Below are 25,664 nucleotides of genomic sequence, written 5' to 3' on the forward strand. Positions count from 1 at the left end.
TTGCGAGAGTCGGGCGGGACTGGAATCGCAGAGAGGGCTATCGGCGGGGCGCGGTGCCAGGGGACGGAGGAGCGGGTGGGACACCTGCGCTGGCCCCAGGCTGGCCGCCGGTCGGTGTCGCGGGGGTGGGGGCCGGGTCGTAGGCGGCGCGCAGCCTGCTCAGGCCGGCCTCGTCGGCGAGGGCCAGGACCGACAGCGCCCGGCTGGCCGCCGTCATCAGCAGGTTTGAGGGAGATCCCTTGGCCGCACCGCGGTTCTCCCGCCGCCACCGGGCGGCGGCGACGAGGTAGTCGCTCACGGCGCGCAGTGCAGGTTCGGCGGCGTCCAGGAAGTGGTCGGTGACTGCTTCGATCTCTGCCGGAGTCTGAGCCGCGGCGAGGGCGTCCAGGTAGGGGGTGAGGTCGGGTGCGGGCCAGGGCTGGTCCGGCAGCGGATGCGCGTCGCGGAAGGGCTGCGCGTCGCGTCGCGCCCACCGCTTCAGGTCGCCGCGGGTGGCGAGGTTGTACCGGGCGGCGTGGATCTGGTCGGCGTCGCGGCCGACGTTCTCGTACAGCTCGAAGTCCGGGTCACGCGGGGAGATACGAAAGTCCTTCGATGGGGTGTTGTCAGGATTCGTGAACTCGACGCTTTCAATGCATTCGGGCGTCAGTGTCGAAGAGCGCCAGCTCGTGGGGATGCAGCAGGTGCTGGACGATGAAGGATCTGCCAGCGACTTTCCACAGACCACGGCCCCGGTTGAGGTGCGCGATGGCGTCCATTTCCACGGAGGTCAGGCCCAGCAGGGCGGCGGCGGCGTGGAGTTGGTCGGTCTCCTGGCGGTAGATGATCCGGGTGCTGCAGTCGGCGAGGAGGCCCTCGGCGAGGGCGCGGCCTTGTGATCCGGCGTCGCCGGCGGTGAGCAGGTCGGACAGCCGGTGGATCACCATGAGGTTGGCGATGCCAAGACCACGGCTGAGCTTCCACTGGGCCTGCATCCGCTGCAGCAGACCGACGTGCCGCATCAACCGCCACGCCTCGTCGTACACGATCCAGCGCCGGCCGCCGTTCGGATCGGAGAGGGCGGACTCCATCCAGGCACTTGCGCAGGTCATGGCCAGGACGAGGGCGGTGTCGTCGCCGGATCCTCCGAGCCGGGACAGGTCGATGGTGAGCATCGGCGCGCGCGGGTCGAAGGTGACGGTGGAGGGGGCGTCGAACATGCCGGCCAGGTCACCGTGGACGAGGCGGCGCATCGCGTGGGCCAGGTCGCGTGCGGCGTCGCCGAGCTGGCCGGACATCATGCCGGCGGCTTCGTCGAGCGCACTGGGGGTGTTGAGGGTGGCGGCGACGTCGCCGAGGAGCGGGGTGCGGCCGGTGGCGGTGGCACGGGTGACGACGGCGTCGAGGGCGACGTCGAGGGCGGTGTGCTCCATGGGCATCAGGTCCCGGCCCAGGACGGTCCGGGCGAGGGAGCCGAGTAGGAGCAGGCGCCGTTTGCGGATCTCGCCGACCCAGTCGGCCTCCGTTACGCTGTCCGGTCGCGGGGCCGCATCCAGGGGGTTCAGGCGTCCGGGCAGTCCGGGGCCGAGAGCGACGGACCGGCCGCCGAGGGCTTGCGCCACCGGCGTCCACTCGCCTTTCGGATCACAGGGGACGTAGACGCGGTAGCCGAAGGCGACCGAGCGCAGCGCGAAGGACTTGGCGAGCGCGCTCTTGCCCTGGCCGATCACTCCGGCGAGCAGGAGGTTGGGGTTGGTGAATCCCTCGACCTTGCCGTACAGCGCGAACGGGTCGAAGACGAACGACGCTTCCGCGTGGACGTCGCGGCCGATGTAGATGCCCTCGGCGCCGAGCCCGCCTTCGGCGAGGAAGGGGTAGGCGCCGGCGGCCACGGCGGTGGTCATGCGGTGGGCGGGCAGCTTCAGCCGGTTGTTGCGCGCGGAGGCGGGCCCGGGCCGTCCGCTCGGGGGGTAGAGCGGAGCGGGCATCTCGTGCTCGGCTGGTGTGCTCTCGGCCTGGTGGGCGGTGGCTTCGGCGCGGGCCTTGGCGGTGGCTTCGGCGAGCTGGCGGCGGGCTGCCTTGCGGCTGGCCCGGTCGGTGCCGTGGGGGGTGAACAGTGGGCTGGCGGAGGCGCGGCGGGCGCGGCGAGCGGGCCGGTGGCTCATCGGAGGCCCTCGATTCTGCGGGTGGTGCTCATCGCACGCAGGCCGTGGTGTGCGGGCGGAGGTCGGTGGGGGTGGTCTTACGCCGGATGCTGTGCCCGGTGGCGAGGTGGCGTTGGCAGATGGTCAGCACGGGCGGCCCTTCGGGCAGCCTTTCCGGATGGCACGCGCTCGTCTCGGTATCTGCTTGCGCTGTGTTGCCGGGCAGCAGGTGGAAGGCGGAGTGGAGCTCGGTGGTGGCCTGCCACAGGCGGGTGTGCGCGGTGGCGAGGTGGCGGCCTGCTGCAGGATGCGGGGGCCCTGCTGCCTCGGCCAACTGGTCGATGAACCGGTGTAGTTCGGTGAGGTGGGCGTGCAGGGTGTCGAGGTGCCCGCGATCCGGGGGCGCGGCACGGTTGAGGGCACGAGCGTGGTGGCGGACGCCTGCGGTGGCGGCCCGAAGGTAGGGGTCCGCGTCGGGCGTGCTGGGACGGGGAGGGATCAATGGGAGGTCCTTGCCGCCAAAGAGGCGGGAGCGGGGTGTGGGGGCGAACTGGCAGCTACAGGGTGGTGCGAGCCAGGGGGAGTGCGGCGACGGCGAACGCGTCGGGCTGCTGGTAGTTCAGCCGTCGCAGGTCGACGCCCGAGGTGACGGCGTGGGTCTCGATCTGGGCGCAGGCGGCGTCCAGGAGGGCGTCGGTCTCGGCGGTGACGGTGACGAGGCCGGTCAGGGCGACGTCCGCGTGTCCGGCGATGAGCTGGCGCTCACGCTGTTTGACGTCGGCGTACTCGACGGAGTCTTCCTCGCTGTCGACCTGCCCGCGGCGGGCGCGCTCGTTGGCGTCGGCGATGATCGCGGCCTTCTTGCGCTGGACGTCCCGCAGCGCGGACTCGAGCCCCTGCGGCACGTAGATGAGGGACAGGCTGCGCCGCACGCCGGCCGTGAACATGAGGCCGTGCATGAAGCCGGCGTTCGTCTCGGTGCGGGGCCAGTTCTCCACCCAGTACGTGGCGTGTCGCGCGCTGTCGGTGGCGAGGCGGTCGTACTCCTCGACCTGGACGACGGGACCTGAGGCTGCGGGATCGGCCTCGGCGCGGCCGGTGTCGGACCACTGCTGGAGTGCGGCCAGGGCCCCCGGGTCGTAGGCGGTGCGGATGACGGCAGCGATCTCCCGCGCGGTCAGCCACCCGGTGACCATCAGTCCGGCGTTGCGGGCCGCCTGGGCGATGGACGCGGTGGTCTGCTCCATGACGGTGAACGCCCCGGGCAGCCCGCCGCCAGCCTGCGAGATCAGCCGCCGGGCGGCCTTCAGATCGAGGGAGATGGCGAGGTAGGTCTCATGAGGTGCGGCGGCGGGACCGGCCGAGGCGACCAGTTCGGAGTAGATCTGTCCGGCGACCGGTGTCTGGGGCTGCCCGTTCTGAGCCCAGTGGCGGGAGAGGGTGTCGCCGCTGTCGGGGACGGTGCGTTCCAGCACCTGCACGGTGGCGATGTGCCCGGTGCGGGCGATGCCCGCGAGCGCGCGTCCCCAGCTGCCCACATTGTGGGTCTGGGTGGCGGGGTCGAGGAGGGCGAAGGCGCGGCTGCTGACCCGGGCGATGGCGGTCAGGGTCTGCCGGTGCGGGTCGTGCACGGCCGCGGCGCCGTTGGCGGAGTCGCCGGGTGTGACCACCTTGAGGGAGGCGGCCGTGCCGGGCAGGTGGAGGATGCCATCCTGCCGGGGCCGGGTGACGGGCCGGGCGAGCCAGAGCGTCTGGCCGGTGCGTCGGCGCTGTGCGTAGCGGGTGACGATCGGCGCCCAGTCGATCAGGGAGCGTCCGTGCCGACGGATCACCACGAGCGCACCGGAAGCCGCCCACAGCGGTGCCAGGGCGACGGCGCCGACCAGCCCGGTGGAGACCACCGTCATCAGCAGCAGCGCCAGCGTGCAGGAAACAAGGACGAGTTGCGGCAGGGAGAGGCCGAGGAGGATGCCGCGGCGGGACCGGTGCGGAAACTTCACCGTGACCGGAGCGACGGAGAGATCAGTCAAGGGGCGGGTCCTGAAGACGCGGGCGGAAACCCGGGGGCGGGGGTGCAGTACACGTCCCGCCCCCGGTAGACGGACAGGGGATCAGAGGCCGGTCGCAGGCGGCGGCGGTGAGGCCGTCCCGCTGGGCGTGGCGTTCTGTGCCCCAGGGGACGGCGGTGCGCCCTGCGGCGGCGGGGTCGTGGTCGGCGGCACTGACTGCCAGCCGCCTTGCTGGCCGGACGCGGCGCTCACGCCGGATCCACCCGGCCCCGGGCTGCCGCCCACCTGGCCGCTGGTGTCATCCGACACGCTCGTCGGCGCGGGCTGGACGGCCTTCTCCAGGCCGGACTTCATGGCACCGCCACCGGGCGAGCCGCCCGTTCCGCCACCCTGCGAAGCGTCCTTGCCGCCGCCGCTGTCGCCGGTCGGGTTGGCGGCGATGTCGCCGGGGAATCCGCCTCCGCCTGCGGCGTCGGGGCCTTGCGCGGCGGCGACACCCGCTCCGGCTGCCGCGCCGCCGGTTCCGGCGGTGGCGGCTGCTGCCGCGGCCTTGCGGGCGACGTTCTCGGCGTGGGCCTTGGCGATCTGCGCTCCTGCGCCGCCGGCGCGGTGGATGGACTCGCCGTCGGTGCCGTCGGCCGCCCAGTGCACGAACTTGAAGACGGCATAGGGGCACAGCAGCACCAGGATCATGATCACGATGCCGGACATGACGTCGGCGAGGGCGGCGATGCCGTCGGTGGCGTCGGTCTTGCCCATGGCGGCGATGCCGAGCACGAAGATCACAGTCATCAGCAGCTTGCTGACGACGAGGGTGGCGGTGGCTTCGATCCAGCCCTTGCGCCAGCGGCGTGCGACTTCCCAGCCGCCGCCGGCGGACGCGAAGACGGCCAGGGTGACCATGACGAGGATGCCGACCTTGCGGACCATCATCACGCACCAGTAGAGGAAGGCGCCGATGGCGGCGCCGAGACCGACGACGACCGGGACGAGCCAGCCGAGTCCGGCCAGGGACCCGATCTGGCTGACCTTCACGATGCGGCGCACGGCCGACACGATGCTCAGGTGCGCGGTCTTGAACAGGCCGTCGCTGACGGCGTCGACGACTTCGACGGCGACCGTGGTCAGGGCGATGGCGCAGAACGCGAACAGGACCCCTGACATGGTGCCGGTGAACGCCTGGGTGAGGGCTTGTCCGTCGCGTCTGACGGCGGCCCGGACGAGCTGCGCGCAGAAGGTGGCGACCAGCAGGACCAGGCCCAACGGCAGCAGCATCTCGTAGTTGTCGCGGAACCATCCGGCGTTCAGGTCGACCCTCGTGGTGGTGTTGACCGCCTTGGCGGCCAAGTCGGCCGCTGCCGCAGCCAGCTCACCTGCGGACTTCGCCATCCAGTCACCGATGGCCTTGCCAGGGTCCGAGGCGAAATCGACCGCGTCGCCGACGGCACAGAGCTTGTCCGCCAGGGGGTAATCACAGAAACCCACGGGGAATTACTCCTCCTTATATCGTGTCAGGCGCGGGTCACTGCGTGACGCTCGGAGCGATGGCGGCCAGGGCACAGTCGTGGCCGGGGCGGCACTGCACGGCGAGGGTCACGGCGCGGTCCTCGGCTCCGCCGCCGCCCTTTTTCCAGGCGATCTGCTGCGTGCCGTTGACGGTGACGACGTAGACGTACGCCTCGGTGATCGCCGAGGGGTCCTCGGCGAGGGCCTGCTTGAACGCGCCCGGGTAGTGGCCTTCGGTGACGCGGGCGGTGGCGTGCTGGTCCTGGTCGGCCATCCGCGACCACAGCAACGGATCAGGGACCTGGCCGGAGACGGACGCCCAGTCGGCGTAGGCGGGCTCTTTGGTCATCCACGCGCGCATGCCGGCGAGCTGCTGGTCGCGGCTGGTCTCGCGGGTGTCGTAGGACCACAGCATCTGGGCTGCTGCCTTGGCGTACGCGACCGGCTCGGCGATCTGCGGAGGCTTGGGCACGGAACCGGAGTCGGCCTCGGGTTTCGGGGCGGGGGCCTCGGAGGAGGACGGGCTGTGCGTCGCGGCCGGCCCGGCAGCGGTCGGATCCCGGTGGGCGTTGCCGCTGCCGGACAGCCAGGCGACGGCTGCGGCGATGGTGAGCAGGACGGTGACGACCAGAGCGACGATGGCGACGCGCCGGTTGGCCGACCAGCCGACGCCGTAAGAGGACAGCGAGAGGGTGGGGAATCGGTTCCGCATCAGTGAACCTGCGAGCCGAGGGTGGAGAAGAACGCGACGATTCCGTTCGCGGCGCCGAGGCCGAGGGCGGCGCCCGCGGCGACGACGGCGCCCTTCTTGCCGTTGGCCTCGGCCTGGTGGCCGCCGGTGTGGTGGCCCCAGGCCCACACGCCGAGCGAGACCGCGAGGGCACCGACGACGGCGATGATCCCGAACATGTTGATGCTGTTGACGACGTTCTTCAGCACGCTCAGGCCGGGCAGGCCGCCGCCCTTGGGCGAGATCCCTGGGTCGTAGGCGAGCTGGATGACGCGGTCTGCGAGAGGGAGGGACATAGGTGTGGCGGGGCTCCTTGCATACGCGGGCCAGACGAGGGGCCGGCGAGAAGAGGGGAAGCAAAGGGGGGGAGATGCGCTCGGGGCGCGGAAGATCGCCGTGACCGGCCGGCCTGTCCGGAGCGGTGTCCGGGCGGGTGGCGTCAGATGACGCGGCGGGCGGCGAGAATCGTCCAGTCCTTGATCGGGGTGATCCGGACCGGCTTGGTGGTGCGCGGTGCCTCGATCACGAGGCCCTCGCCGATGTACATGCCGACGTGCTCGGGACGGCTCGCGGTGCCGCGGCTGAAGATGAGGTCACCGGGCTTGAGTTGGGCGGGCGAGACCGCCTTGCCCTCGTTGACCTGCGTGTACGTGGTGCGGGAGAGGGTGACGCCGGCGTGCGCGTACGCCTGCTGCATCAGCGAGCTGCAGTCGCAGCGGCCCATCGGGTCGGGACCGTGGGCGTTGGTGCAGGATCCGCCCCACTGGTAGAGGGTGCCGAGCTGGTGCATCGCCCACTCGATGGCCTTGCGCGCCTTCGGGTGGGCGTCCTTGGGGATCTTGTATTCCTTCGGGACGCTGCCCTCGGGGATCGGGCCGAAGCCGGAGCCGTCCTGGCCCGGAGCACACCCGGTGGTGCCGGCGTCCGGGTCCTTTCCTGGGTTCGGATCCTTGGCGTCCTTGTCGTTTCCGGCGCCGGGGAAGGTCTTGGCGATGGCTTCCTGCAGCGCGGTGGCCAGGTGCTCCCACTGCGCGTAGGCGTCCGGCAGGCCGGACTGCTGGACGGCTTGGGCGGCCTGGGTGACGGTCATCTGCTGCCAGCCGTGCACCTTGAGCAGGTGCTTGTAGAACTGCTCGCTCGCGTACGTCGGGTCACGGATCTGCTCGGCGGTGCCCCAGCCCTGGGAGGGACGCTGCTGGAACAACCCAAGGCTGTCCCTGTCGCCGTAGTTGAGGTTGCGCAGCCGCGACTCCTGCATCGCAGTGGCGAGCGCGATGACCTGGCCCTTTTTGGGGACGTGGAGGCTGATACCGGTGGCCACGATCGTCTGGGCATTGGGAACCTGCTCGGCGGGCAGGTCCAGGCCCTCGACGTGGACGTTCTTGCCGGACGCCCCGTCGAGGATCTCGGTGACCTGCTCGGCGACCTTGCTGGTGTCGATGTCGTTCAGGCAGATGAGGGAGCTGCTGCTGCTTTGAACGGCGTCGGCGGAGGACGCCATCATCATGCCGGTGCCGGCGAGCAGGAGCGGGGAGAGGAAGACGACGCCGATGCCGACGGCGAGCGCCTTCAACCGGAGCGGACCGCTCGCGGGTCAGCGAGGTCGGGCAGGGGTGGGTAGCGAGACGTCATGAGCGTGTCCTTCGGGGGTGCGGTGTCCGGCGTGCCGCGTGCGCGAGGCGTGGTGGAAGGGCGCGGCGGCCGGGGTGGGCGATCAAGGCGGACCGACGCGGGGCGAGTTGCCGCTCGCTCCAGCTGGCCGGGCCGTGAGCTAGGTGTGTCGGGGCAAGGGGGTACCTCCGTGAGGTGTGGCGGGGGAGTAGCCAGCGGCGGTGTGCGCCGGGCGGTTCAAAAACAGTAGATGCGGATTGGCGGTTGACCAAAAAGCTGGCGCGAGGTGCCGGAATCCGGCACCCCCGCACGGCACTTCTTGGTCGTCGGCGGATTCGCCTCTACAGTTTTTGGACTCCCCCTCGCCTCCTCGGTCTGCGGCCCTGGGCTTCTGCACGCCCACTTCCGGCCCGCGAGGACTCCTGTGCGAGGCGGCTAGTTCCCCCCGTGAATCCGCACCCGAATAGGGGCCCCTCTTTGCCTTTTTCCCTTCACCAGGGCGACGCCCTAGCCGTTCTCTCCGGCCTTCCGGACGGCTGCGTCGACTCCGTCATCACCGACCCGCCGTACAACAGCGGTGGCCGGACCGCGAAGGAGCGCACCACCCGCTCCGCGAAGCAGAAGTACACCTCCGCCGATGCCAAGAACGACCTCGCCGACTTCACCGGCGAGAACATGGACCAGAGGTCCTACGCGTTCTGGCTCACGCAGATCATGACCGAAGCGCACCGTCTGACGAAGACCGGCGGGACCGCGCTGTTGTTCACCGACTGGCGTCAGCTCCCGACGACGACGGACGCGATCCAGGCCGCCGGGTGGCTGTGGCGCGGCGTGCTTGCCTGGCACAAGCCGCAGGCCAGGCCGCAGAAGGGCCGGTTCACCCAGAACTGCGAATTCATCGTCTGGGCCAGTAAGGGGCCGATCGACGGCTCCCGGAACCCGGTCTATCTGCCCGGCATGTACTCGGCGTCGCAGCCCTCGGGCGCGCAGCGCCGGCACATCACGCAGAAGCCGGTTGAGGTGATGCGCGAGCTGGTCAAGATCAGCCCCGAGGGCGGCACGGTCCTCGACTTCTGCGCCGGCTCCGGCTCCACGGGCGTGGCCGCTCTGCTGGAAGGCCGGGACTTCATCGGCGTGGAGAAGACCGAGCACTACGCGTCGATCGCGGCCGACCGGCTCACCGAGACCATCCGCGAAACCCTCACGCAGGACGACGTGGACCTTACCGGCTGAGCCCCGTCCTTGCCTGCTGCCAAGGCGACCGGCTCCCCAAGCGTAGCCGCCGGCGCAATACCGCCGCAGTGGCCGTGCAGCTCGCCGGATGGGCCGCGCGCAGACGCTTCCGTCCTTTTCTCATCCCGTGTCTCGTAGGAGGCCGAGCTTTTCAATGCCCGAATCAACAAAGTCGCCTGACGATGGCGAGTTGGAGCCGGTTCGTATTCCGGATCGACAGCTGGAGGGAATCGAGGCGAGCGTGCGGCGGCTCATGGAGCAGTCGGCGCAACAGGCTCAGCAGCTCGACCACCTCGCGTCCGCCCCGCCGCCCAGCGGATCACCGTTCGCCGCCTTCGGCATGCCAGGACTCGGCGGGCCGCCTCCCGCCGCTCCACCGGAGCCCCGCCCGATCCTGGAACTCGACGGAGAAGAACGCGAGGACGAACTCGACGCCCTGTCCGACTGGGTGGATGACTTCTTCCTCCCGGTGTACGGGGCGGAGATCACCACCGCGGCACCCTGGTGCCTGCAGTGGCAGGAGCACGACGACGTCGTGGCCTGGCTCCACGCCCTGTGGCTCGCCTACCAGCAGCACAAGGATCCCGAAGCCGGGCTGTCCGGCCTGTTCGTGTGGCACCGGGACTTCCTCACCCACGCCGTCGCGGCGATCCGCGCGCCGGGTGGGCCGCTGTCGGCCTGCATGACCTCGCCCGACCGGCCCGCGCACCGCCTTCTGCCCGGTCCGCCGCCGTCCGTGCGCACGGAGACGGCGAACACGACACAAGCCGCCGAACCGGACGAGCCGACGTCATGACCGCGGGAGCGGGACAGCCCGCCTTCGGACTCAGTTTCGACCCCCGCGCGCTGACCGATCTCCTCCAGGCCCCCAGCGACATCCGCGACCTCACCCTCGCCTACCTGCAGGAAGTCGTGAACGCGCAGCGCTTCGGCCTGCGTCTCGACGGTGACCTGGAGGGATTCCGGAAGCTGTTCGTGGACTCGCGCAAGGACTGGCGCGTCGTCTACGGCGTCCGCCCGGCACCCGCGGAGTCCGCGCATCCCAAGGAGATCTACGTCGTCGCCATCCGGCCGCGAGCAGGCAACGACGTCTACGACGAGGTCGGCCGCCGCCTGGGGATGACCCGCCGGCCGCTGAGCGCCCGCACCCACGCGGCACGCTCGCGTTCCCCGCAGCTGACCACCCGCGCTCCCGTGCCCCGGCCCGGTCCGCCGCCCACCGCACCGCCGGGGCTGCCCCGTCCCGCCCCAAACCCCGCGCACCATCACACCCGCTGAACGCACCGAGGTCCGCCTATGCCCCCTCCACCCGCGCCGACACCAGGTCGGCGCGCGGTCTCCCCGCTCGACCACCGCCTCCAAGCCGTCACCGGGCACGACATCGACACCCTGTGGGCCTACCGCGACCGCGGCGTCCTCGACGAGCAGCACGCCCACCTGGTCGACCGGCACCGTGAACTGGCCAAGGCCCAGACCAGCGTCACCTTCTACCTCCGGCTCCTCAACCGCCTGTCCAGCGGCGAGTTCGACGTCGACAGCGCCCTGTTCACGCGCATCGACCGCACCGTGGACCAGCTGGAAGAGGCCGCCGCCGCGCGGGACGCCGCCGCCCGGGCGGTGCTCGCCGCCCTGGAGCCCATCGAAGCCGCAGCGGCGGCTTCCGCGCCCGACGCACGGCAGCTCTCGACGGATGACCAGGCGGCGCTGCTCGCCATCGCCGGCGGCGCCAAGCTCTACGAACACCTGCTGACCGGCCGGATGTCCGTCACAGCCGCCTCCGGTACCCGCATCCCCCACGCCAAGCTGCAGCAGTTGGAGGACGCCGGCCTGGTCGTCCGGGACACCGGCCACCCCGTGCACGCAGGCCAGCCGGTCGCGCTCACCGACGCCGGACGGGCCGCGCTGTTCGCCGCCCGCCGGGCTCCCACGGTGCAGGCGCCGAAGGTCCCGGCTCGCCCCGGCGCATCGCGGCCCACCCCGGCGCAGCGGCGCTGACTTCACCGAAAGGCCCTTGTTGTCTCCCACCGACCCGGCGCCGGACCGGAAGTCCCTCCCCGAAGTCGACTTCGACCTGGACGACCTCGACGCCGACGAGGAGAAATACCTCGACTTCTACCGCAAGGTCGCCGTCCACGAGGACATGCTCGTTCCCCTCGCCGAACACCACGACGGCCCGCACAGCTACTACGTCCTGTTCGACCGCACCACCACCTGGGGGCACCCCGGCATGCCGCAGGTGCTCGCCGTGCATCTGCAACGGGACCGCGAGAAGCGGACGTTCAGCTTCGAGCATGCCCCTCTGCCGCTGCCCGCGATGGCGCAGTCCTGGCTCATCCACCGTGGCTGTCCGTCCGATGCCATCGCCCTCGCCCCACTGGGCCCGCCGCCAGCGGACGAGGCCACGCGCGCGCTGGAGTTGCGCCTCGCCGGCGACGGCGACCACTACGCCATGGGCTACTCCTACACCAGCGACGACCCGGACGACATGGTCATCGTCGTGGCCCTGCGTGCCCTGGACGAGCGAGCTCCCTCGCCGTTCCGCGTCGTGGTCGAAGAGGTCGACACCGAGACGTGGACGCACACCCTGCGCGAGGGCGGCTTCGACACGCTCGGCGAGGCACTGCAGTGGTGCGACGACCGCCTCGCGGGCGAGGCCGGCCCTCTTCCGCCGGTCCGCCCAGCAGCCGCAGTTAGCCGCCCGGCCGGCTTGCCGAAGGCTCCTGCCCCGCGCCCGCCCGGCCGCTCACGCTGAGCGTCAAAGCCGACCAGGGCGGCGCAACATAGCCGACGATCGCCGGTTAGCCAAACCGGCGAATATCCGGACTCTTATACAGCCGCCGGGACAACACCCGCGGCACCTTCCCCGCAATCCCTATGCCTTCACGGAGGTTTCTTCCGCATGCGCTCCACCCGAATTGCCATATCCGCAGCCATGCTCGGCGCACTCGCTCTGCCTGTGCTGTCCGCCACCACCGCCAGCGCGACCCCCGCGAGCAGCTGCTCGTCCCAGCCGCCGCTGCCGTACGAGGTACACACCAAGGCCGTGACCATCCGGTCCAAGGCCACCACGAAGTCCACCGCGCTCGGCGTGCTCTACAAGAGCCACAAGTTCACCGTGCACAAGAAGAGCGGCAACTGGCTCTACATCACGGACAAGACCACCGGGGTCAAGGGCTGGGTCTCCGGAACGTACGTCTACCGCGACGTCCGAATGTGCCTGGACTGACAGAGCCCAGCAGGTGCCCGTAAGCGGCTCAGCCACCGGGTACGGCAGCCCCTCCCACCCCAGGGATCGGCCTTTCCAGAACAGGAGATTTCCCTTTGCCCGATGGCATATCCGATGAGTCTGAGGATGTCGTGGGCGTGCTCACCGAACGGATCGAAGCGCGCTTCGACATGGGCATGGACCAGTTGAAGGCCGCGGTCGCCGCCGCGCCGACCGCGAATCCCGATGCCACCGACGTCGTCAAGTGGCATGGCCTTCTCGTCGAGGCCCAGTCCGTGCTGGAGCGTGCGGAGGACGACCTCCTCGCTGCGCTGCAAACCCAGCCCAGCGAGATCGACGATCCGACGATGGGCCTCGCCCACCGGGTGAACGCGGCCGTCACCGCCCGCGACGGCCGAGCCATGGTCGTGCGCTGGCTCCTCGACCCGGACGCCCCGGGGAAGAAGGACCTCGCCGCCCAGCGCCTCGCCCGCCTCCGGCCCCGAACCGGCCCGGCGGTGCAGACCAGCGCTCCCCACCGGCCCGCCGGCACAGCCGCACCGGCATCGGCGTGGCGGCCGGCAAGGACCGCCCGATGAGCCGGGACAAGGCCAGCACCATGGACGCCGTCCTGCAGAAGGTCTTCGGCAACCCGCTACCCGAGCTGTACGAGACGGCTGCCAGCCCAGGTGCCTCGCCCGCGCTCGCCCGTGCCCTGGAGCTGCGTTCGTTCCTGGCGCTCACCGAGGAGCAGGTCGCCCGCGTCCGCGACCGCGTCCACGCCGACATGGACCCGGACCGCGACATGGGCGAACTGTCGGCGGACAAGCTCCGCTTCGACGCGCAGTGGCTGGAAGCCGCACTGGAGGCCCGCGACGGCTACCGCGCCGCCCTCGGCGGACTGCTGCGCACCATGCCCCCGCCTGCCCAGCAGGCTCGGCCCGTACGAACGGCTCAGCTCAGGGCCACCGCAACCCTGCCCCCGTCTGCCGCCCCGGCACCGCAGCGTGCCGGGGCGGCCCGGGCCCGCCGACCGTGAAAGCCCACGCTTGCCCCACCTCACGTCCACCGACATAGCCGGACGGATCGAGGACTTGTACGGCGCGCCGCTCGCCGACCTCGAAGCCCACGCCCAGGACCAGCCGCCCGGCATGCTCTCCGCCCTGCTCGGCATGCACGACGACCTCGCCCTCGCCGAGCGCAGCATCGACGTCCACCGCGACCACCTCGCCCGGCTCATCCACCCCGAGCGGCAGATCGACCCGCACGATGTCTCCCACCTCCTCGACGGTGCACGCCGGCTCGCCGAAGCCGTCGCCGTCCGCGACGTCCAGGCCAAGTCGGTCGCCGCCGTCCTGCAGAGCCTGGCCCGCGTCCCGGCTTCGACGCCTGCCCCGCCGGCTCCCTCGCCGTCCGTTCCAGCTCCGCCTCTACCGGTGCCGAGCCCGGCACACAGCCGCTGACCCAGGCGATCTCTCTCTTTCCTTCACCCAGGAGTTCCTCCCTTGGCCATCACCGCTCTGCCCCCTGACACCGACGCCGACATCGCCCGGGTCACCGAGGCCCTCGCCATGATCACCCCACGCTGGAACGTGAGGATCCTCCTGGCCCTCTCCGGCCCGCCGCTGCGCTACAGCGAGCTGGCGGCCAAGGTGTCCTGGCTGCAGAACGGCCAGCTCCACCCCAAGCTCAAGTCTCTGTGCGACGCCGGACTCGTCGAACGCACCGAACACACCGCACGGCACGTGAGCTACCGCCACACCGAACGTGGCGCGGCCCTGCTGCCGGTCCTGCCGGTGATCGTCACCTGGGCCGAGGAACACCTGGAGAAGGCGGACGGTCCGCTGCCCGCGATCGAGCAGATCGAGGACGGCCTCACCCTGCTCACCCGGCGCCACGCCGCCGCCATCCTGTGGGTGCTCAAGTCCCGACAGGAGGTCAGCGGCCGGGCTCTGGCCCGGATCGTGATGCCCAGCAGCGACTGGACCAACATTTATCCGCCGCTGCGGCAGCTCGTCGCCGACGGCCTGGTCGACACCGACGGCATCGGCCAGCCCTACCGGCTGTCCGCAGCCGGCGACGGCCTTGGCCCCGTGCTCGGCGCCCTGTCCGCCTGGTCCGCCGGGCAGAGCCTCGACCAGGCGGCCCAACACCCGGTCTGGGGACACCCGCAGGCGAAGCCCGCGCCGAGGCCGTGGCTCAGCAGCCAGCCACGGCCGACCCCCGCGGCGCTCCCACCCGCTCGCACGACCGCATCCTCTCCGGCGTGGCACCACCGCGATCTCTTCTCGCACGCTACGACCGCCCGCCCGAAGGCAGCCATCCCGGCGGGAGGCCCGCGCCGATGAGCACCCCCTTCACCCCTGCCGAAGTACGCCACGCCGTCGAACTTCTCGCCTCGCGCTCCTTGATCCGCCTGGTCACCGAGATCGACGACAACGGCGCCATACCGCCGCGACGGCTGGCCGGCACCCTGCCCGACCTCTCCACGCACCAACTGCGAAGCGCCTCCGACACGGCCCGCGCCCACGGCCTCGTCCGGATCGCACCCGGCTCCGGTCTCGAACTTACCGAGGCAGGAGCGGAGTTGGCCGACCTGTACGACGCGATGGCTCGCTGGGCCCGGCGTCACGCCGTCCCGGCCCCCGTCTGCGAGTTCAGCCGCCGTATCCGGCACGTCCTCGACCTGATGGCACCGTCGCTCTCCACCGAGCGCGCCGACGCTCTCTCTCCGCTGACCGGCGACGGTGCCGAGGCGGGGCTGGCCCGTGCCCGCACCCTCCTGATCCAGTGGCTGGCCGACAATCCCCAGGTGGCCAGGGTGCCCGAGCCTGAGCCGGTCGCGTGAGCGCAGCGGTCACACCGCGGCACGCACGCCACACCGGCGGGCTGATGCGCAGCATCTACCTGCCGCGCACGGCGGACGCGTTGGCGTTCGCGATGTCCACCTACGGCATCCCGCTGCTTGTCCTAGCCACGACGCGATCCGCTGCGCTGACGGGCGCCGCCTTCGCCCTGGAGTGGATTCCGCGGCTGGCTGCGTTCGGGTGGGCCGGCTCGGTCGTTGACCGGCGCGGTGCCTCGGTGGTCTTCCACCTTGCCTCCCTGGGGAGGGCGCTGGCCCTCGCCGCTGGCGCGGTCCTGCTCCACCTCCACCCGTCCGGCACCGTGGCGGGCGCGACCGTGATGGTGCTGGCGGCGACGACCGGCGTGCTCACCGAGTTCAGCTATATCGCGGCCGAGACCGCGGGCGCCGCCGCCGGACGGCGAGCAGGACGGCGGGCCCACCGTGTCCAGGCCGTCCTGCTTGGCATCGACCAGACCGCAACCATGGCCGGGCCGGCGTTCGCCGCAGTGCTCCTGCTCGCCGGGCCGCCGCCGATGCTCGCAATGATCAGCGTGCTCTCGCTGCTGGCTGCCATGCTCGCCCTGCGCACCCCGCCCTCGGCCGTGGCACCGGCCCGCGCGCCGAAGGAGCAGTCCGGCGCCGGACTGCTCACCGGGTGGCGCACCATCCGCTCGCTGCCCGCGCTCGGCTGGCTCGTGACCGGGCTGACCCTGTCCAACCTGGCCACCGGCCTTCTCCAAGCGGCCGGCCCCGTGATCGTCGTCAAGCACTTCGGGCAGTCCACCACCGCCGTCGGCCTCGTCTGGTCCGCCGCTGCCGCAGCGACGCTCCTCAGCGTCACATTCTGCCGGTTTGCGATCGACCGCCTCGGTCTGTGGCCGGTCGGCGCCGCCTGCGCCGCCCTCGCCTCACTCGGCTGTCTCGCCGCCGCCCAGGCCCCCGACTACCGGTCCTACCTCGTCCTAGTCGCGGTCCTCATGGCGGGCGAAGGAGGCATGACGGTCGTCCTGCGCACCCTGCGCTCCCGCCTGATCCCTCCGGAGAAGTTCGGCAGCACCCTGTCGGCGACCATCCTCATCCTCCTGCTGCCCTTCCCCGTCGCCGGCGTACTCACCGCGCTCACCCCGCCCGACGCACTGGGACACGTCATCACCGCATGCGCCGCCCTGCAGGCCATCGGCCTGTTCTGCTCCTTCGCCCGCCTTCGCACCGATCCGGTCCTGCGCACCTGACCCTGCTGCGTCCTCAGCCTGTGGAGAACTTCATGTCTATCGCCGCCCTCGGATCGCACCGCGCGACCGGTCGCACCATCACCGAGCAGTTCCACGCCTTCGACACCCACAACCCGAACGTCTACCGGGCCCTGGAACGCATGGCCGCCCGCCGTCTGGCCTCCGGCGCCACACGCGTCGGCGTGAAGGACCTCTTCGAGGACCTGCGCCGCCAACTCCCGTACGGGGTCGCCGGGCTGAACAACAACATCACCGCCCTCTACGCCCGTCGGCTGATCAGCGAAAACCCGCACTGGGCTGCGGCGTTCGAGTTGCGCCGCCGTCGTGCCGACTGACAGCTCCCGGTTTCCTCCCGCCTGAGCATCCTCGGCCGGCACCGACTTCGCCGCTCAGCCCCGCCGGCACCGCTCGTGGCGGCTGCTCGCCGGACACTCGCAGCGGCCCTGCGCCGCCGAGGTCCGCCGTCCACATATCCCTGCCCCCTCTTTAGATTCTGAGGAGCCTGTTCTTGTCCGACCGTCCTGTCGTCCTGGTCGTCGCCGCATCCGATATGGAGGCCGAGGCGTACCGCGGGTACTGCCTTCAGTCCGTGGCCGCCGCCTACGACGTCGTCCTGATCACCGGCGAAGAGCCCTCCTGGGAGACGCCGTACCTGCGGGACTGCGTGGTCGTGTCCGAGCCGACCGACCAGGCGGCGCTGTCCGCCGCCGGCCGGGCCTTGGCCGACCGCTACGACCTGGCCGGCGTGTTCACCTGGACCGAGTGGTACCTCGTCCCGGTCGCCCGCCTCGCACGCCAGCTCGGCCTGCCCACCACCGCCCCGGAAGCCATGCAGGCATGCCGCAACAAAGCCACCTCCCGTACGTTGTTCGCCCGGCACGGGGTTCCGTCGGCAGCCTCGGTGAGCGTGCGCACGCGTGCCGAGGCCGAGGCGGCGGCCCAGCGGATCGGCTACCCAGTCGTGCTGAAGCCCGCCGCGCACGCAGCCAGCATCGGGGTGATCCGCGCCGACACCCCCGAACAGCTCACCGCTGCCTTCGCGTTCGCCGACCAGGCGGCCGGGCTGGGGCTCGAGTCCACCAACGTGCTGGTGGAGGAGTATCTCGACGGACCCGAGGTGTCCGCCGAGTGTGTCACCTACGGCGGTGAGACCACCGTGGTGGCCGTCACCCGCAAGACGGTCAGCGCCCCGCCGTATTTCGAGGAACTGGCCCACTCGGTCGACGCCGCCGACCCGCTGCTCGACGTGGTCGCCCCGGCGGCACGCGCCGCGATCCACGCCCTGGGAATCACCGACGGCGTCTGTCATGTCGAGATGCGGCTGGTCGACGGCCGGCCGCGGCTGGTCGAGGTCAACGGCCGGATCGCCGGAGACATGATCGGCCACCTCGTCCAGCTCGCCACCGGCATCGACCTGCCGCGCGCCGCCGCCGACATCGCCTGCGGCCGTGCCCCCGACCTCACGCCGCCCCGGTCCTCGGCCGCCGCGATCCAGCTGCTCTACCCCGACACCTCCGGCACCCTACTCCGCCTCGGATTCGACGGCGTCAGCCCGCGCTGGCTGGAACGCGTGCACTTCCAGCACCAGGTCGGCGACCAGCTGCTCCTCCCGGCCGACGGCGGCAACATGTTCACCGCCCGTATCGGCTACCTGATCACCACCGCGCCCACCGCGGACCTCGCACAGGCCCGCGCCAAGCAGGCTGTCCGCCATCTCCAGGTCGACGTGGCGCCGCACACAGCAGACGAGCCTGCTCCGGGTGGCCGCCCCGCATGAGCCGCACCGACGCTTCCGTGCGCCGCAGCCGTGTCCTGCTGACCGGCTACTTCCTCGGCCTGGGCGTGGTGATGGCGGTCTGGGGCGCCCGCATGCCGGCCGTCCAGCACGCCGCCCACCTCACCACCGCCGGCCTGTCCCTCGTCCTGCTCGCCGCCGCTGTCGGCATGGTCGCCGGACTGCAGGCCGGCGGTCGACTCGCCCGGCCCGACCGACTTCCCCTGCTCCTGATCGGCGGCGCTGTCGCACTGGCAGCAGCCCTCGCCGTGCTGGGGCAGTGCCGGACGCTGGCCTCGCTATTCGCGGCGGCCCTCGCCTTCGGTGCCGCGCACGGTGTCTTGGACGTCGCCGCCAACACCGCGGCGGTCCGCTGCCAGAACGCCGCCAGCCGGCCGGTCATGTCCTCCCTGCACGCCGCGTACTCGATCGGCGCCCTGGGCGGTGCCGCCCTGGCCGCCACCACTGCGCGCACAACCCACAGCACCCTGTTCCTGGCCACCGGCCTCGCGCTGACCGCGACCGTGCTCGTGGCCGGTCCGCGCACCCGCGCGCTGAGCGGCGCCGACCAGCCCAAGCTGCCGCAGCCCCAGGAGGCCGGTCAGGGCCGGGCGGGAGGGGTGTGGCTGTTGGGTGCGCTGGCGGCTGCGAGCCTGCTGGGGGAGGGGGCGGCAGCCGACTGGGCCGCAGTGCACCTGCACACGCTGCACGCCACAACCGCCCTCAGCGCGACAGCGTTTGCCCTCTACAGCATGGGCATGGCGATAGGCCGGCTCACCGGCGACCGGCTCACCGCCACCATCGGAGCCCCTGCCGTAGTCCGCACCGGCGCGGCGCTCGCCGCCGCCGGACTGGCCACCGGCGTCCTCGCCGACAGCGTGCCTGCCGCGCTGGCCGGCTGGGCGGTCTTCGGACTCGGCCTGTCCGGCACCGTCCCCTCCTTGATCACTGCCGCCGGCAAACACGGCCCCAGAGCCGTCGCCACGGTCTCCGTCACCGGCTACCTCGGCCTCCTCGCCGGCCCCGCCGTCATCGGCGGCCTCGCCAGCGCCACCACCTTGCCCACGGCCCTGCTGCTGCCCGCCCTCCTCGCAGCCGCTCTCGCCGCCCTCACCCGCCGAGCCCTGGAGAACACCACCCCTTGACCCGCCCCACCGGCCTCGACGCCGTCATCCTCGACTACAACGGCGTCCTTGGCCTGCAGCCCACCCGCGCCCAGTGGCTACGGCTGGCCCGTACCGCTTCCTGGCCCGAAGACGATCTCGCAGCGTTTCAGCGCGCCTTCTGGAACGCCCGCGACCTCTACGACGCCGGCCAGCTCAGCGACCTGGCGTACTGGGCCCGCGTCATCGGCTTCCATCCAGGCCCCCGCCTGCTGCGCGAACTCCTTGCCGCAGACACCGACATGTGGACCGCAACCGACGCCGGCGTCTTGTCCGTCGTGCGTCGCGCCCATGGCAGCGGACTGCCGATGGTGCTGTTGTCCAACGCACCCGCCCACCTCAGTACGGTGCTCGACACCCACGACTGGCGCCGCATGATGACCCAGGCGCTCTACTCCGCCCGCCTGCAGCTGTGCAAGCCCGCCCCGGCCACCTACCAGCAGGCACTGCAGGCCACCGGGGTGAGAGATCCACGACGCGTGCTGTTCGTGGACGACCGCCCCGACAACTGCCAGGCCGCCGCCCGCCTGGGCCTGCGCACGCTGCACTACACCGGCTCCACCGACGCCCTCCGAGCGGCTCTGCTGCCCGCCGGCTGACTCATCCGCCCACGCCGCCACTCAGGAACCCGTGTCCCTTCACGACGACCGTCACACGCTCGACGGAGACGTCTTCGTCTCCCCGCGCCATCTCGCCGGCAGCACCTGCACCGGCGACCCTGCCCTCGTCCCGCTCCTCGACCATGGCTGGGACCTTCAGTACGACGACCTCGGCAACGTGTACGTCAACGCCCCCGACCGGCGCGTGTGCTTGGGCTACCTGCCCGAAGGCGAGGACGACGGACTCTGGCGCATCAACGCCTACAAGGACCCATTCGGCCCCCCGACATGGGGCGTGTGTTTCAACGACCGCGTCCCCACCGAGTTCGTCCAGGCGTTCACCACCGCCATCGCCACCGCCTACGAACAGGGGCCGGACACCTACCTCGCCAGGCCGGTCTCGGGAACCGACGAGCACGATCCCTTCCTCGCCGTCGTGCCTCTCCTGCAACAGGGCTGGCAGATCGACCGTCCCCGCTGGGGCGTCTTCGCCGTGCAGGCCCCGGACGGCCTCGCCGGCCTGGAGTTCACCACCGGGGACCTCGATCCGGAAGCCGAGCTGACCACCCGTGACGCCCGCTGGCAGCTGTGGGCGGGAAAATCCATCGACCGGCCCGTCTGGTACGCGACGGCCAGCACCGACACCCCCGTCGCCCTGCTCACCGCAGTCACGCAGTGCGTCGCCGACCCGACCCCGCTGCCCCGGTGGCGCCAGGAAACCCTCAGCTACATCGAGGGCATGGCCCAGCTCACCCCCATCATCCCGCCACAGCCGCCGGCCCCAACCCCGCTCGACGTGCAGCGGGCTGCCGCCTCCCGCCGGCCGGCCGCGCTGCCGGCTGCGAGTGTCCCTCGGTGGAGCACCACCAGCCGACCAGCCCTACCCAGCCCGCGCCGATAGCGCCGGTCCGTTCTCGACTGGAGTTCTCTCTTGCCCCTGCACGCCGCCGAGTTCTTCGCCAAGCTGTGCCTCCCCTTCCACGACCACGCCGTCGTAGGCGCCACCTACTTCGCCGCCCCGGTCCCGGGCGCACCGCTGCGGCTGCGAATCGACTTCACCGCCACCATCCACGCGGACACCTACGGCGGACTTCGTGTGGCGGTCATCCACCCGGACCGCGGAGAAATCGACGCGGTCGCCCTCAGCTTCCTCGATCACGGCACCTTCCACCGCCGCGACGAAGCCAACAACACCCGGCCGAACACCAAGCAGTACGGCACGTTCAGCACCAACCGCCACCCCGGCCAGCCACCCTGGGAGGGAGCCGTCACCACCGGGCTGCGCGACGCCATCGAGCAGTACACCACCGTCTGGTTCCCCGGCGCCTGGGCCGCGTCCACGCCCAGCCCCGCGGCGAGCCGGACCGCGCACCGGGCGCCCTACCCGCCGGCCACACGCAGCCAAGCCCGCACCCGCTGAATCCCCGTGCGGTGACCGACCTTCCACCAACCGATCAAGGAGCCCTCTTCCCCGTGCACGCTCGTTTCGTCCGTGGCGCCGTCCGATCCGCCGCTGTCGCCGCCGCGGTGACCGGCACCCTCACCTGGGCGCCGACCGCGAACGCCCAACCCTCCGAACCGACACCCTCCGCGTCGGTCACCGCTGCCGACACACCGGCCCCGGACGCGGGCAGCGTTGAGATCACCACCAGGGACACGGCCGGAGATGTGCTCCCCGACGCCGCGTTCCTGCTGCTCGACTCAGCCGGCCAGGAGGCCGGACGCGGGACAACCGACGCGCGGGGGAAGCTGACCTTCCCCGACCTCGCCCCGGGCGTCTACCGGCTCAAGGAGACGGCCTCCGACAGCCCGCTCCACGAGGTTGTCGCCGACCAGGACGTCATCATCACGCCCCGCGCGACCACGCGGCTGACGATCATCGACCCGTTCAAGGCCGCCAAGGTCCTCCTGCAGGCCAAGGACGACAAGACCGGCAAGCTCCTGCCCGGCGCAACCGTGAACATCGGCACCGGCACCTCAACGCTGCTCACCCTGACGACCGGCGCCAAGGGCACGGCCTCCGGGGAGCTGCCGGTGTCGAGCCGGAAGACGGAGTTCTGGGTCAAGCAGGTCAAGGCACCTGCCGGATACGACCTCTACAAGCCGTCCAAGACGTTCACCGCGGGCCCCGGCTCACCGGTGACTGTGACCGTCACCAACACCAAGACTGCGACCAGCCCGAAGCCCGACCCCTCGGACAAGCCGACGCCCAAGCCCTCCGGCACCCCGTCCACCCCCGCCGACAAGCCAGGCAGCGACACCCGCGGAACCAAGCCCTCCGCGCCGGGCACCGGCACGTCCGATGTCGACTCCTCGTCCACCGCCGCCGCACCGGACAGTGACGCCACGCCGACGACCCCGGCAGGATCCCTCGCCCACACCGGCGCCGACGGCACCCCCTGGATCGCCGCAGGCGCGGGGCTTTTCGTCGTCGTCGGCGCCGTCACCCTGGTTGCCGTGCGCCGTCGTAGGGCTGCCGAGTCCGAACCGGACGAAAACAGCGAGACCCACTAGCCGAAGATCGACCGCCGCCAGCAGGCCCCCGAAGCGCATCCGGGGGCCTGCTGGCGTTCTTTCGACACGGATCCGCTGGCGTACTCACAGCCGCCGGTGACCAGGACCGTCGCGGATCCGCCGCCTAACCCGCGGGAGTGCGACCGGTCCCTGATGCCGCGTACGGCGCTGAGTTGTGACGTGCGGCGATCGGGCGGATGCTGACAGGGAAGCAGGATAGGCATGTGAGGGTGCCCCTTCCGCCCGCTTATTCGAGGTTCGTCTCCACGCTTGAGCTGCGCCAGCCGCCGTTGACGTACCACTCGTCGGCAGCCAGGGCCTTGAAGAGGGCATAGCCCATCGTGTTGGGGTTACCCCGGTAGCGCCAGCCCTCGGCCTTGCGCTCAAGCCAGAAGGCGATGTCGTTGGTGTGCGCCATCGTGAGGTCGTGGTTGGTGGATGCGATGTGGCTACTGACCAGGAGGCTGTATCGGTAATCCAGGTCGAACACCTTCAGGTGGGTCTGGAGGCGTTCGGTGAGTGTGTCGCTCCAATCGGAGTGGGGGGAAACGAAGAACTTCATGGACGGCTGCTCGTTGCCGCGTGGCCTCCTTAGGCGAGCGCGGAGCCAGGGGTGGTGGGAGAAGTCGTCGAAGTAGGGGTGCAGGGTCTGGTCGCCCGCCTTGACGGGGACGGTGACGAGCTTGCCGGTGTTGCAGTCGCGGCAGGCCGGAATGAGATTGACCGGGACCACGCTGAGCAGCGGGTACTTGTTCTTGGGTAGGTGGTGATCGAGCGTGGTCACCAGGCCCTCTCCACAGAGGGGGCACCGGTTGTCCCGTCGACGGCCTTCCTCGTCGGTCGTACCTCTGAGCGCCTCGTAGATGCGGCGACCCGGAGTGCGGTCCTTGACCATCCGGTGGGTGTAGACCCCCTCTAGGGCCTTGCGGTCGCGAGGGGCAGTAGGCGCGGTGGCGAGGCCGGTGAGGGTGTGAAGGGCCTGGCCCTGAGCCGCTACCTCGTACGCGCTTGCCGCATCGGCCACCGCGTCGGTGAACGACTCCAGCCGTTCTCGGCTGCTGGGGCGGGCGTTGCCGATGCAGGTGGTGTAGACGTCGCGAGCGTCGAAGGGCGGAGGGTCTATGTGCTGCATCAGCCGTTCCCCTCTACGTCGTCGCGCTGGCCGAGCAAGGCGCTGAGCACCAACTGTGCCTCGCTGCCCAGCCGTCCGCTGAAGTGTTCCAGGACAGCGTCGTAGGAGTAGCCGACGTCGACCAGACGCCGCAGCTCCTGCAGAAAGCCGGCCTCGGTGAGTTCCAGACCGAAGACCTCGTGAGTCAGCACACCGACGTTCTCGCCGTACGTTTCGATGCGGGGCTGCGCGGCTCCGAGCTGCCCGCCGTAGCGCCAGAGCTTCCAGACGCAGTGGGCCGGAATTTCCTGGAGCACAACCGGAGAGTGCGTGGCGACGATGGCCAGCCCGTTGCGCTCGGCGAGCAGATCGGACAGCGCACGCATGAATGCGGCCAACAAGGGCGGATGGAGGTGGGTTTCCGGCTCATCGATGATGACGAGGGTCCGCTCACTCACGTGCTCGATGAGCCGGGTCATAGTGAGCAGAACGAGCCGGTGGCCGGCGCTGAGGCGGCGGAAGAGCTGCCGGGCCTTTTTCTCGCGACTGTTCAGGCTGGCGGTGTTCTCGAAGTTCTCCAGCCATTCCTCCTCCAGGAGTCCGCTGCCCGGATAGTCGAGGGTGCGCAATGCCCTGATCCATTGTGGGCTGCGCTCGCGCGTCAGACATGCCTTCATGGCCTGCGCGAAGTCTTTCCTGAGCCCGCCAGGGGTCTTGAACCTTGGGGACCGTGAGCCCTGAACACGCAGGCCCACATAGGAAGCGATGAACATCTCGTCGCCCTCGACGAGGGGGAAGTCGTCAAAGGCGCTGAACGAGACGGCCACCAGGTTGTTGAAAGAGCGGCCCTCGCGGCCGTACTCGATGATCCGCCCGAGCTCCTGCGGCTCCGGATCGACCGCAGCGACGGCGCGGGCCAAGTGGGAGAGGACATATGACTTCCCCACGCCGTTCCGCCCGGTCAGGGCGTGCACGTTGCTGGCCGGCCGGGAGCCCGGCTCGACCTTGAATTCGAACCGCACGGAAGCCGTCGCCGGTGGCAGCGGCGGCTCGTAGGCGATGTCGAAGTTCACCCGGCGCGCTCCACCGCGCGCGATGCGCTGCAGCTGCCCGCGTACGGTCGACATCTTGACGAAGCGCAGTAGCGAAGTACGGGTCACATTCTCATTCCGCGCGAGGCGGAAGGAGTCATCGTCGTAGGCGATGTCCCGGAGCGCGGTGAGCACTTCCTCCCGGACGGCACCGGGCATATCACTCAGCGCGTAGTAATAGCTTTCATCCTGTCCCACGGAGAACCACCGCGAGCTGTCCAGCCGGCTGAAGCGCTCCGGAAGCAGCACGTTGGCTACATCCTCGCCGTCCATCGCCACGTGGCCGATCTTCACGGTGCCGACCTCGGTCCAACCCTCCCTCGTGAGAATGCGCAACGTGAACATGGTGCGGTACCCGTCGTCGTCCCAGGCGTCGTGGACGAGGAGCGCATCGAAGAGATCCTCCGCCATGGCGCCACCTTCGGCCCACCGACGGTCGCCATAAATTACCCCGAATCGCACGGCTCTTTCCGCCCTCCCCGCCTGCTGTGCTCCACCGTGACCTGCGATCTTAGGCGGCGGCGCGCGCACGGCTGTGCGGGGGAGCGGACGTTGCGAACTCAGCTGCCCAGCAGGAAGGGCGCCGCTGGGGATTGTAGGATCTCGCCGCTCTTGGCATGGGCCATGCCCGCTGACCAGTGGCTCTGCCGCGGTCTCAGGCCGATGGCACAGCCACTCAGTCTCACGAATGTGGCATTTCCTCACGGTCTCGGCGCGGTTCCATGACCCGCGAGCGAGCGGAGTCGGAGTATGCCCGCATCGCGGACGAGCTCCTTGTCCTCGAGCATCTGACGCGGGCCAGGCCGCATGGAAGCGAAAATCTGTTCGCACCACGGGATGCCGCGAGGGCGTGGGACCGTGACGGGGAAGGGTGGATCCGTCCATAAGGTGCGGAGCGAAACTCCGTGATCAATG

The 25,664-nt window shown here is 70.8% G+C and carries 29 protein-coding genes; 19 read left to right on the top strand and 10 right to left on the bottom strand.

Features of this window, described 5'->3' with window-relative positions:
- Positions 1 to 37: 37 nt before the first annotated feature.
- The 8 genes from ACI2LW_RS24425 to ACI2LW_RS24460 all read right to left on the bottom strand — a co-directional run bounded on the left by ACI2LW_RS24425 (position 38) and on the right by ACI2LW_RS24460 (position 7,941).
- The gene (locus ACI2LW_RS24425; RefSeq protein WP_404733348.1) at positions 38 to 727 is read right to left on the bottom strand and encodes a hypothetical protein; all 690 of its coding nucleotides are present in this window, start codon (positions 725 to 727) and stop codon (positions 38 to 40) included.
- Positions 630 to 2,144 (bottom strand): ATP-binding protein, encoded by a 1,515-nt coding sequence (locus tag ACI2LW_RS24430; protein ID WP_334540740.1) that lies wholly within the window; start codon positions 2,142 to 2,144, stop codon positions 630 to 632. The genes ACI2LW_RS24425 and ACI2LW_RS24430 overlap by 98 nt, the downstream gene beginning before the upstream one ends.
- A 28-nt stretch (positions 2,145 to 2,172) precedes the next feature.
- Positions 2,173 to 2,625, bottom strand: a complete 453-nt coding sequence (locus ACI2LW_RS24435; RefSeq protein ID WP_404733349.1) for a DUF6238 family protein — start codon at positions 2,623 to 2,625, stop codon at positions 2,173 to 2,175.
- 55 nt (positions 2,626 to 2,680) lie between these two features.
- The gene (locus ACI2LW_RS24440; RefSeq protein ID WP_404733350.1) at positions 2,681 to 4,153 is read right to left on the bottom strand and encodes an SCO6880 family protein; all 1,473 of its coding nucleotides are present in this window, start codon (positions 4,151 to 4,153) and stop codon (positions 2,681 to 2,683) included.
- Between the two features lie 81 nt (positions 4,154 to 4,234).
- Positions 4,235 to 5,617 (bottom strand): ATP-binding protein, encoded by a 1,383-nt coding sequence (locus ACI2LW_RS24445; protein ID WP_404733351.1) that lies wholly within the window; start codon positions 5,615 to 5,617, stop codon positions 4,235 to 4,237.
- A gap of 37 nt (positions 5,618 to 5,654) precedes the next feature.
- A complete protein-coding gene (locus ACI2LW_RS24450) occupies positions 5,655 to 6,350 on the bottom strand; it encodes a hypothetical protein (RefSeq protein ID WP_404733352.1) in 696 nt (231 codons plus the stop codon).
- Positions 6,350 to 6,664 (bottom strand): DUF6112 family protein, encoded by a 315-nt coding sequence (locus ACI2LW_RS24455; protein WP_006143162.1) that lies wholly within the window; start codon positions 6,662 to 6,664, stop codon positions 6,350 to 6,352. The genes ACI2LW_RS24450 and ACI2LW_RS24455 overlap by 1 nt, the downstream gene beginning before the upstream one ends.
- Positions 6,665 to 6,807: 143 nt before the next feature.
- Positions 6,808 to 7,941, bottom strand: a complete 1,134-nt coding sequence (locus ACI2LW_RS24460; RefSeq protein WP_404733353.1) for a C40 family peptidase — start codon at positions 7,939 to 7,941, stop codon at positions 6,808 to 6,810.
- Between the two features lie 515 nt (positions 7,942 to 8,456).
- Here ACI2LW_RS24460 and ACI2LW_RS24465 point away from each other — a divergent pair.
- The 19 genes from ACI2LW_RS24465 (at position 8,457) to ACI2LW_RS24555 (ending at position 22,547) form a co-directional block, all read left to right on the top strand.
- Complete coding sequence (locus ACI2LW_RS24465; protein WP_006143159.1) at positions 8,457 to 9,212, top strand: site-specific DNA-methyltransferase; 756 nt, start codon at positions 8,457 to 8,459, stop codon at positions 9,210 to 9,212.
- Positions 9,213 to 9,465: 253 nt separating this feature from the next.
- Positions 9,466 to 10,008 carry a DUF4913 domain-containing protein gene (locus ACI2LW_RS24470; protein WP_404733395.1) on the top strand — a complete coding sequence of 181 codons (543 nt, stop codon included), beginning with the start codon at positions 9,466 to 9,468 and terminating at the stop codon, positions 10,006 to 10,008.
- Positions 10,005 to 10,490, top strand: a complete 486-nt coding sequence (locus tag ACI2LW_RS24475) for a hypothetical protein (protein WP_404733354.1) — start codon at positions 10,005 to 10,007, stop codon at positions 10,488 to 10,490. The genes ACI2LW_RS24470 and ACI2LW_RS24475 overlap by 4 nt, the downstream gene beginning before the upstream one ends.
- An 18-nt stretch (positions 10,491 to 10,508) precedes the next feature.
- Complete coding sequence (locus ACI2LW_RS24480; protein ID WP_006143154.1) at positions 10,509 to 11,207, top strand: hypothetical protein; 699 nt, start codon at positions 10,509 to 10,511, stop codon at positions 11,205 to 11,207.
- Between the two features lie 16 nt (positions 11,208 to 11,223).
- The gene (locus ACI2LW_RS24485; protein WP_399172613.1) at positions 11,224 to 11,964 is read left to right on the top strand and encodes a hypothetical protein; all 741 of its coding nucleotides are present in this window, start codon (positions 11,224 to 11,226) and stop codon (positions 11,962 to 11,964) included.
- A gap of 180 nt (positions 11,965 to 12,144) precedes the next feature.
- Positions 12,145 to 12,438: an SH3 domain-containing protein gene (locus ACI2LW_RS24490; protein WP_061915846.1), complete on the top strand. Its 294-nt coding sequence runs from the start codon at positions 12,145 to 12,147 to the stop codon at positions 12,436 to 12,438.
- Between the two features lie 95 nt (positions 12,439 to 12,533).
- Positions 12,534 to 13,016, top strand: a complete 483-nt coding sequence (locus ACI2LW_RS24495; protein ID WP_061915850.1) for a hypothetical protein — start codon at positions 12,534 to 12,536, stop codon at positions 13,014 to 13,016.
- Positions 13,013 to 13,456, top strand: a complete 444-nt coding sequence (locus tag ACI2LW_RS24500; protein WP_404733355.1) for a hypothetical protein — start codon at positions 13,013 to 13,015, stop codon at positions 13,454 to 13,456. The genes ACI2LW_RS24495 and ACI2LW_RS24500 overlap by 4 nt, the downstream gene beginning before the upstream one ends.
- A 10-nt stretch (positions 13,457 to 13,466) precedes the next feature.
- Positions 13,467 to 13,880, top strand: a complete 414-nt coding sequence (locus tag ACI2LW_RS24505; protein WP_061915853.1) for a hypothetical protein — start codon at positions 13,467 to 13,469, stop codon at positions 13,878 to 13,880.
- A 42-nt stretch (positions 13,881 to 13,922) separates the two neighbouring features.
- A complete protein-coding gene (locus ACI2LW_RS24510) occupies positions 13,923 to 14,765 on the top strand; it encodes a winged helix-turn-helix transcriptional regulator (RefSeq protein ID WP_006143148.1) in 843 nt (280 codons plus the stop codon).
- The gene (locus ACI2LW_RS24515; RefSeq protein ID WP_061915856.1) at positions 14,762 to 15,265 is read left to right on the top strand and encodes a hypothetical protein; all 504 of its coding nucleotides are present in this window, start codon (positions 14,762 to 14,764) and stop codon (positions 15,263 to 15,265) included. Before ACI2LW_RS24510 ends, ACI2LW_RS24515 begins: the two co-directional genes overlap by 4 nt.
- Positions 15,262 to 16,497: an MFS transporter gene (locus ACI2LW_RS24520; RefSeq protein WP_404733356.1), complete on the top strand. Its 1,236-nt coding sequence runs from the start codon at positions 15,262 to 15,264 to the stop codon at positions 16,495 to 16,497. The genes ACI2LW_RS24515 and ACI2LW_RS24520 overlap by 4 nt, the downstream gene beginning before the upstream one ends.
- Positions 16,498 to 16,529: 32 nt before the next feature.
- Positions 16,530 to 16,832, top strand: coding sequence for a hypothetical protein (locus tag ACI2LW_RS24525; protein WP_404733357.1), 303 nt, complete (start codon positions 16,530 to 16,532; stop codon positions 16,830 to 16,832).
- A gap of 215 nt (positions 16,833 to 17,047) precedes the next feature.
- Positions 17,048 to 18,274 (top strand): ATP-grasp domain-containing protein, encoded by a 1,227-nt coding sequence (locus tag ACI2LW_RS24530; RefSeq protein WP_061916709.1) that lies wholly within the window; start codon positions 17,048 to 17,050, stop codon positions 18,272 to 18,274.
- Positions 18,271 to 19,416: an MFS transporter gene (locus ACI2LW_RS24535; RefSeq protein WP_404733358.1), complete on the top strand. Its 1,146-nt coding sequence runs from the start codon at positions 18,271 to 18,273 to the stop codon at positions 19,414 to 19,416. Before ACI2LW_RS24530 ends, ACI2LW_RS24535 begins: the two co-directional genes overlap by 4 nt.
- Positions 19,413 to 20,033, top strand: coding sequence for an HAD-IA family hydrolase (locus tag ACI2LW_RS24540; RefSeq protein WP_391033261.1), 621 nt, complete (start codon positions 19,413 to 19,415; stop codon positions 20,031 to 20,033). The genes ACI2LW_RS24535 and ACI2LW_RS24540 overlap by 4 nt, the downstream gene beginning before the upstream one ends.
- Before the next feature lie 31 nt (positions 20,034 to 20,064).
- Positions 20,065 to 20,934, top strand: a complete 870-nt coding sequence (locus tag ACI2LW_RS24545; RefSeq protein ID WP_404733359.1) for a DUF317 domain-containing protein — start codon at positions 20,065 to 20,067, stop codon at positions 20,932 to 20,934.
- A 30-nt stretch (positions 20,935 to 20,964) separates the two neighbouring features.
- The gene (locus tag ACI2LW_RS24550; RefSeq protein ID WP_355152077.1) at positions 20,965 to 21,453 is read left to right on the top strand and encodes a hypothetical protein; all 489 of its coding nucleotides are present in this window, start codon (positions 20,965 to 20,967) and stop codon (positions 21,451 to 21,453) included.
- Positions 21,454 to 21,506: 53 nt separating this feature from the next.
- Positions 21,507 to 22,547: a SpaA isopeptide-forming pilin-related protein gene (locus ACI2LW_RS24555; RefSeq protein WP_404733360.1), complete on the top strand. Its 1,041-nt coding sequence runs from the start codon at positions 21,507 to 21,509 to the stop codon at positions 22,545 to 22,547.
- Positions 22,548 to 22,794: 247 nt separating this feature from the next.
- Here the strand turns inward: ACI2LW_RS24555 and ACI2LW_RS24560 are convergent, their stop codons facing one another.
- Positions 22,795 to 23,679 (bottom strand): HNH endonuclease, encoded by an 885-nt coding sequence (locus ACI2LW_RS24560; RefSeq protein WP_061915878.1) that lies wholly within the window; start codon positions 23,677 to 23,679, stop codon positions 22,795 to 22,797.
- On the bottom strand, positions 23,679 to 25,160 hold the full coding sequence (locus ACI2LW_RS24565; protein WP_061915882.1) for an AAA family ATPase: 1,482 nt from the start codon (positions 25,158 to 25,160) through the stop codon (positions 23,679 to 23,681). The genes ACI2LW_RS24560 and ACI2LW_RS24565 overlap by 1 nt, the downstream gene beginning before the upstream one ends.
- Positions 25,161 to 25,664: the final 504 nt, after the last annotated feature.

The organism is Streptomyces sp. NPDC004065, assembly GCF_044903565.1.
Classification (GTDB): Bacteria; Actinomycetota; Actinomycetes; order Streptomycetales; family Streptomycetaceae; genus Streptomyces.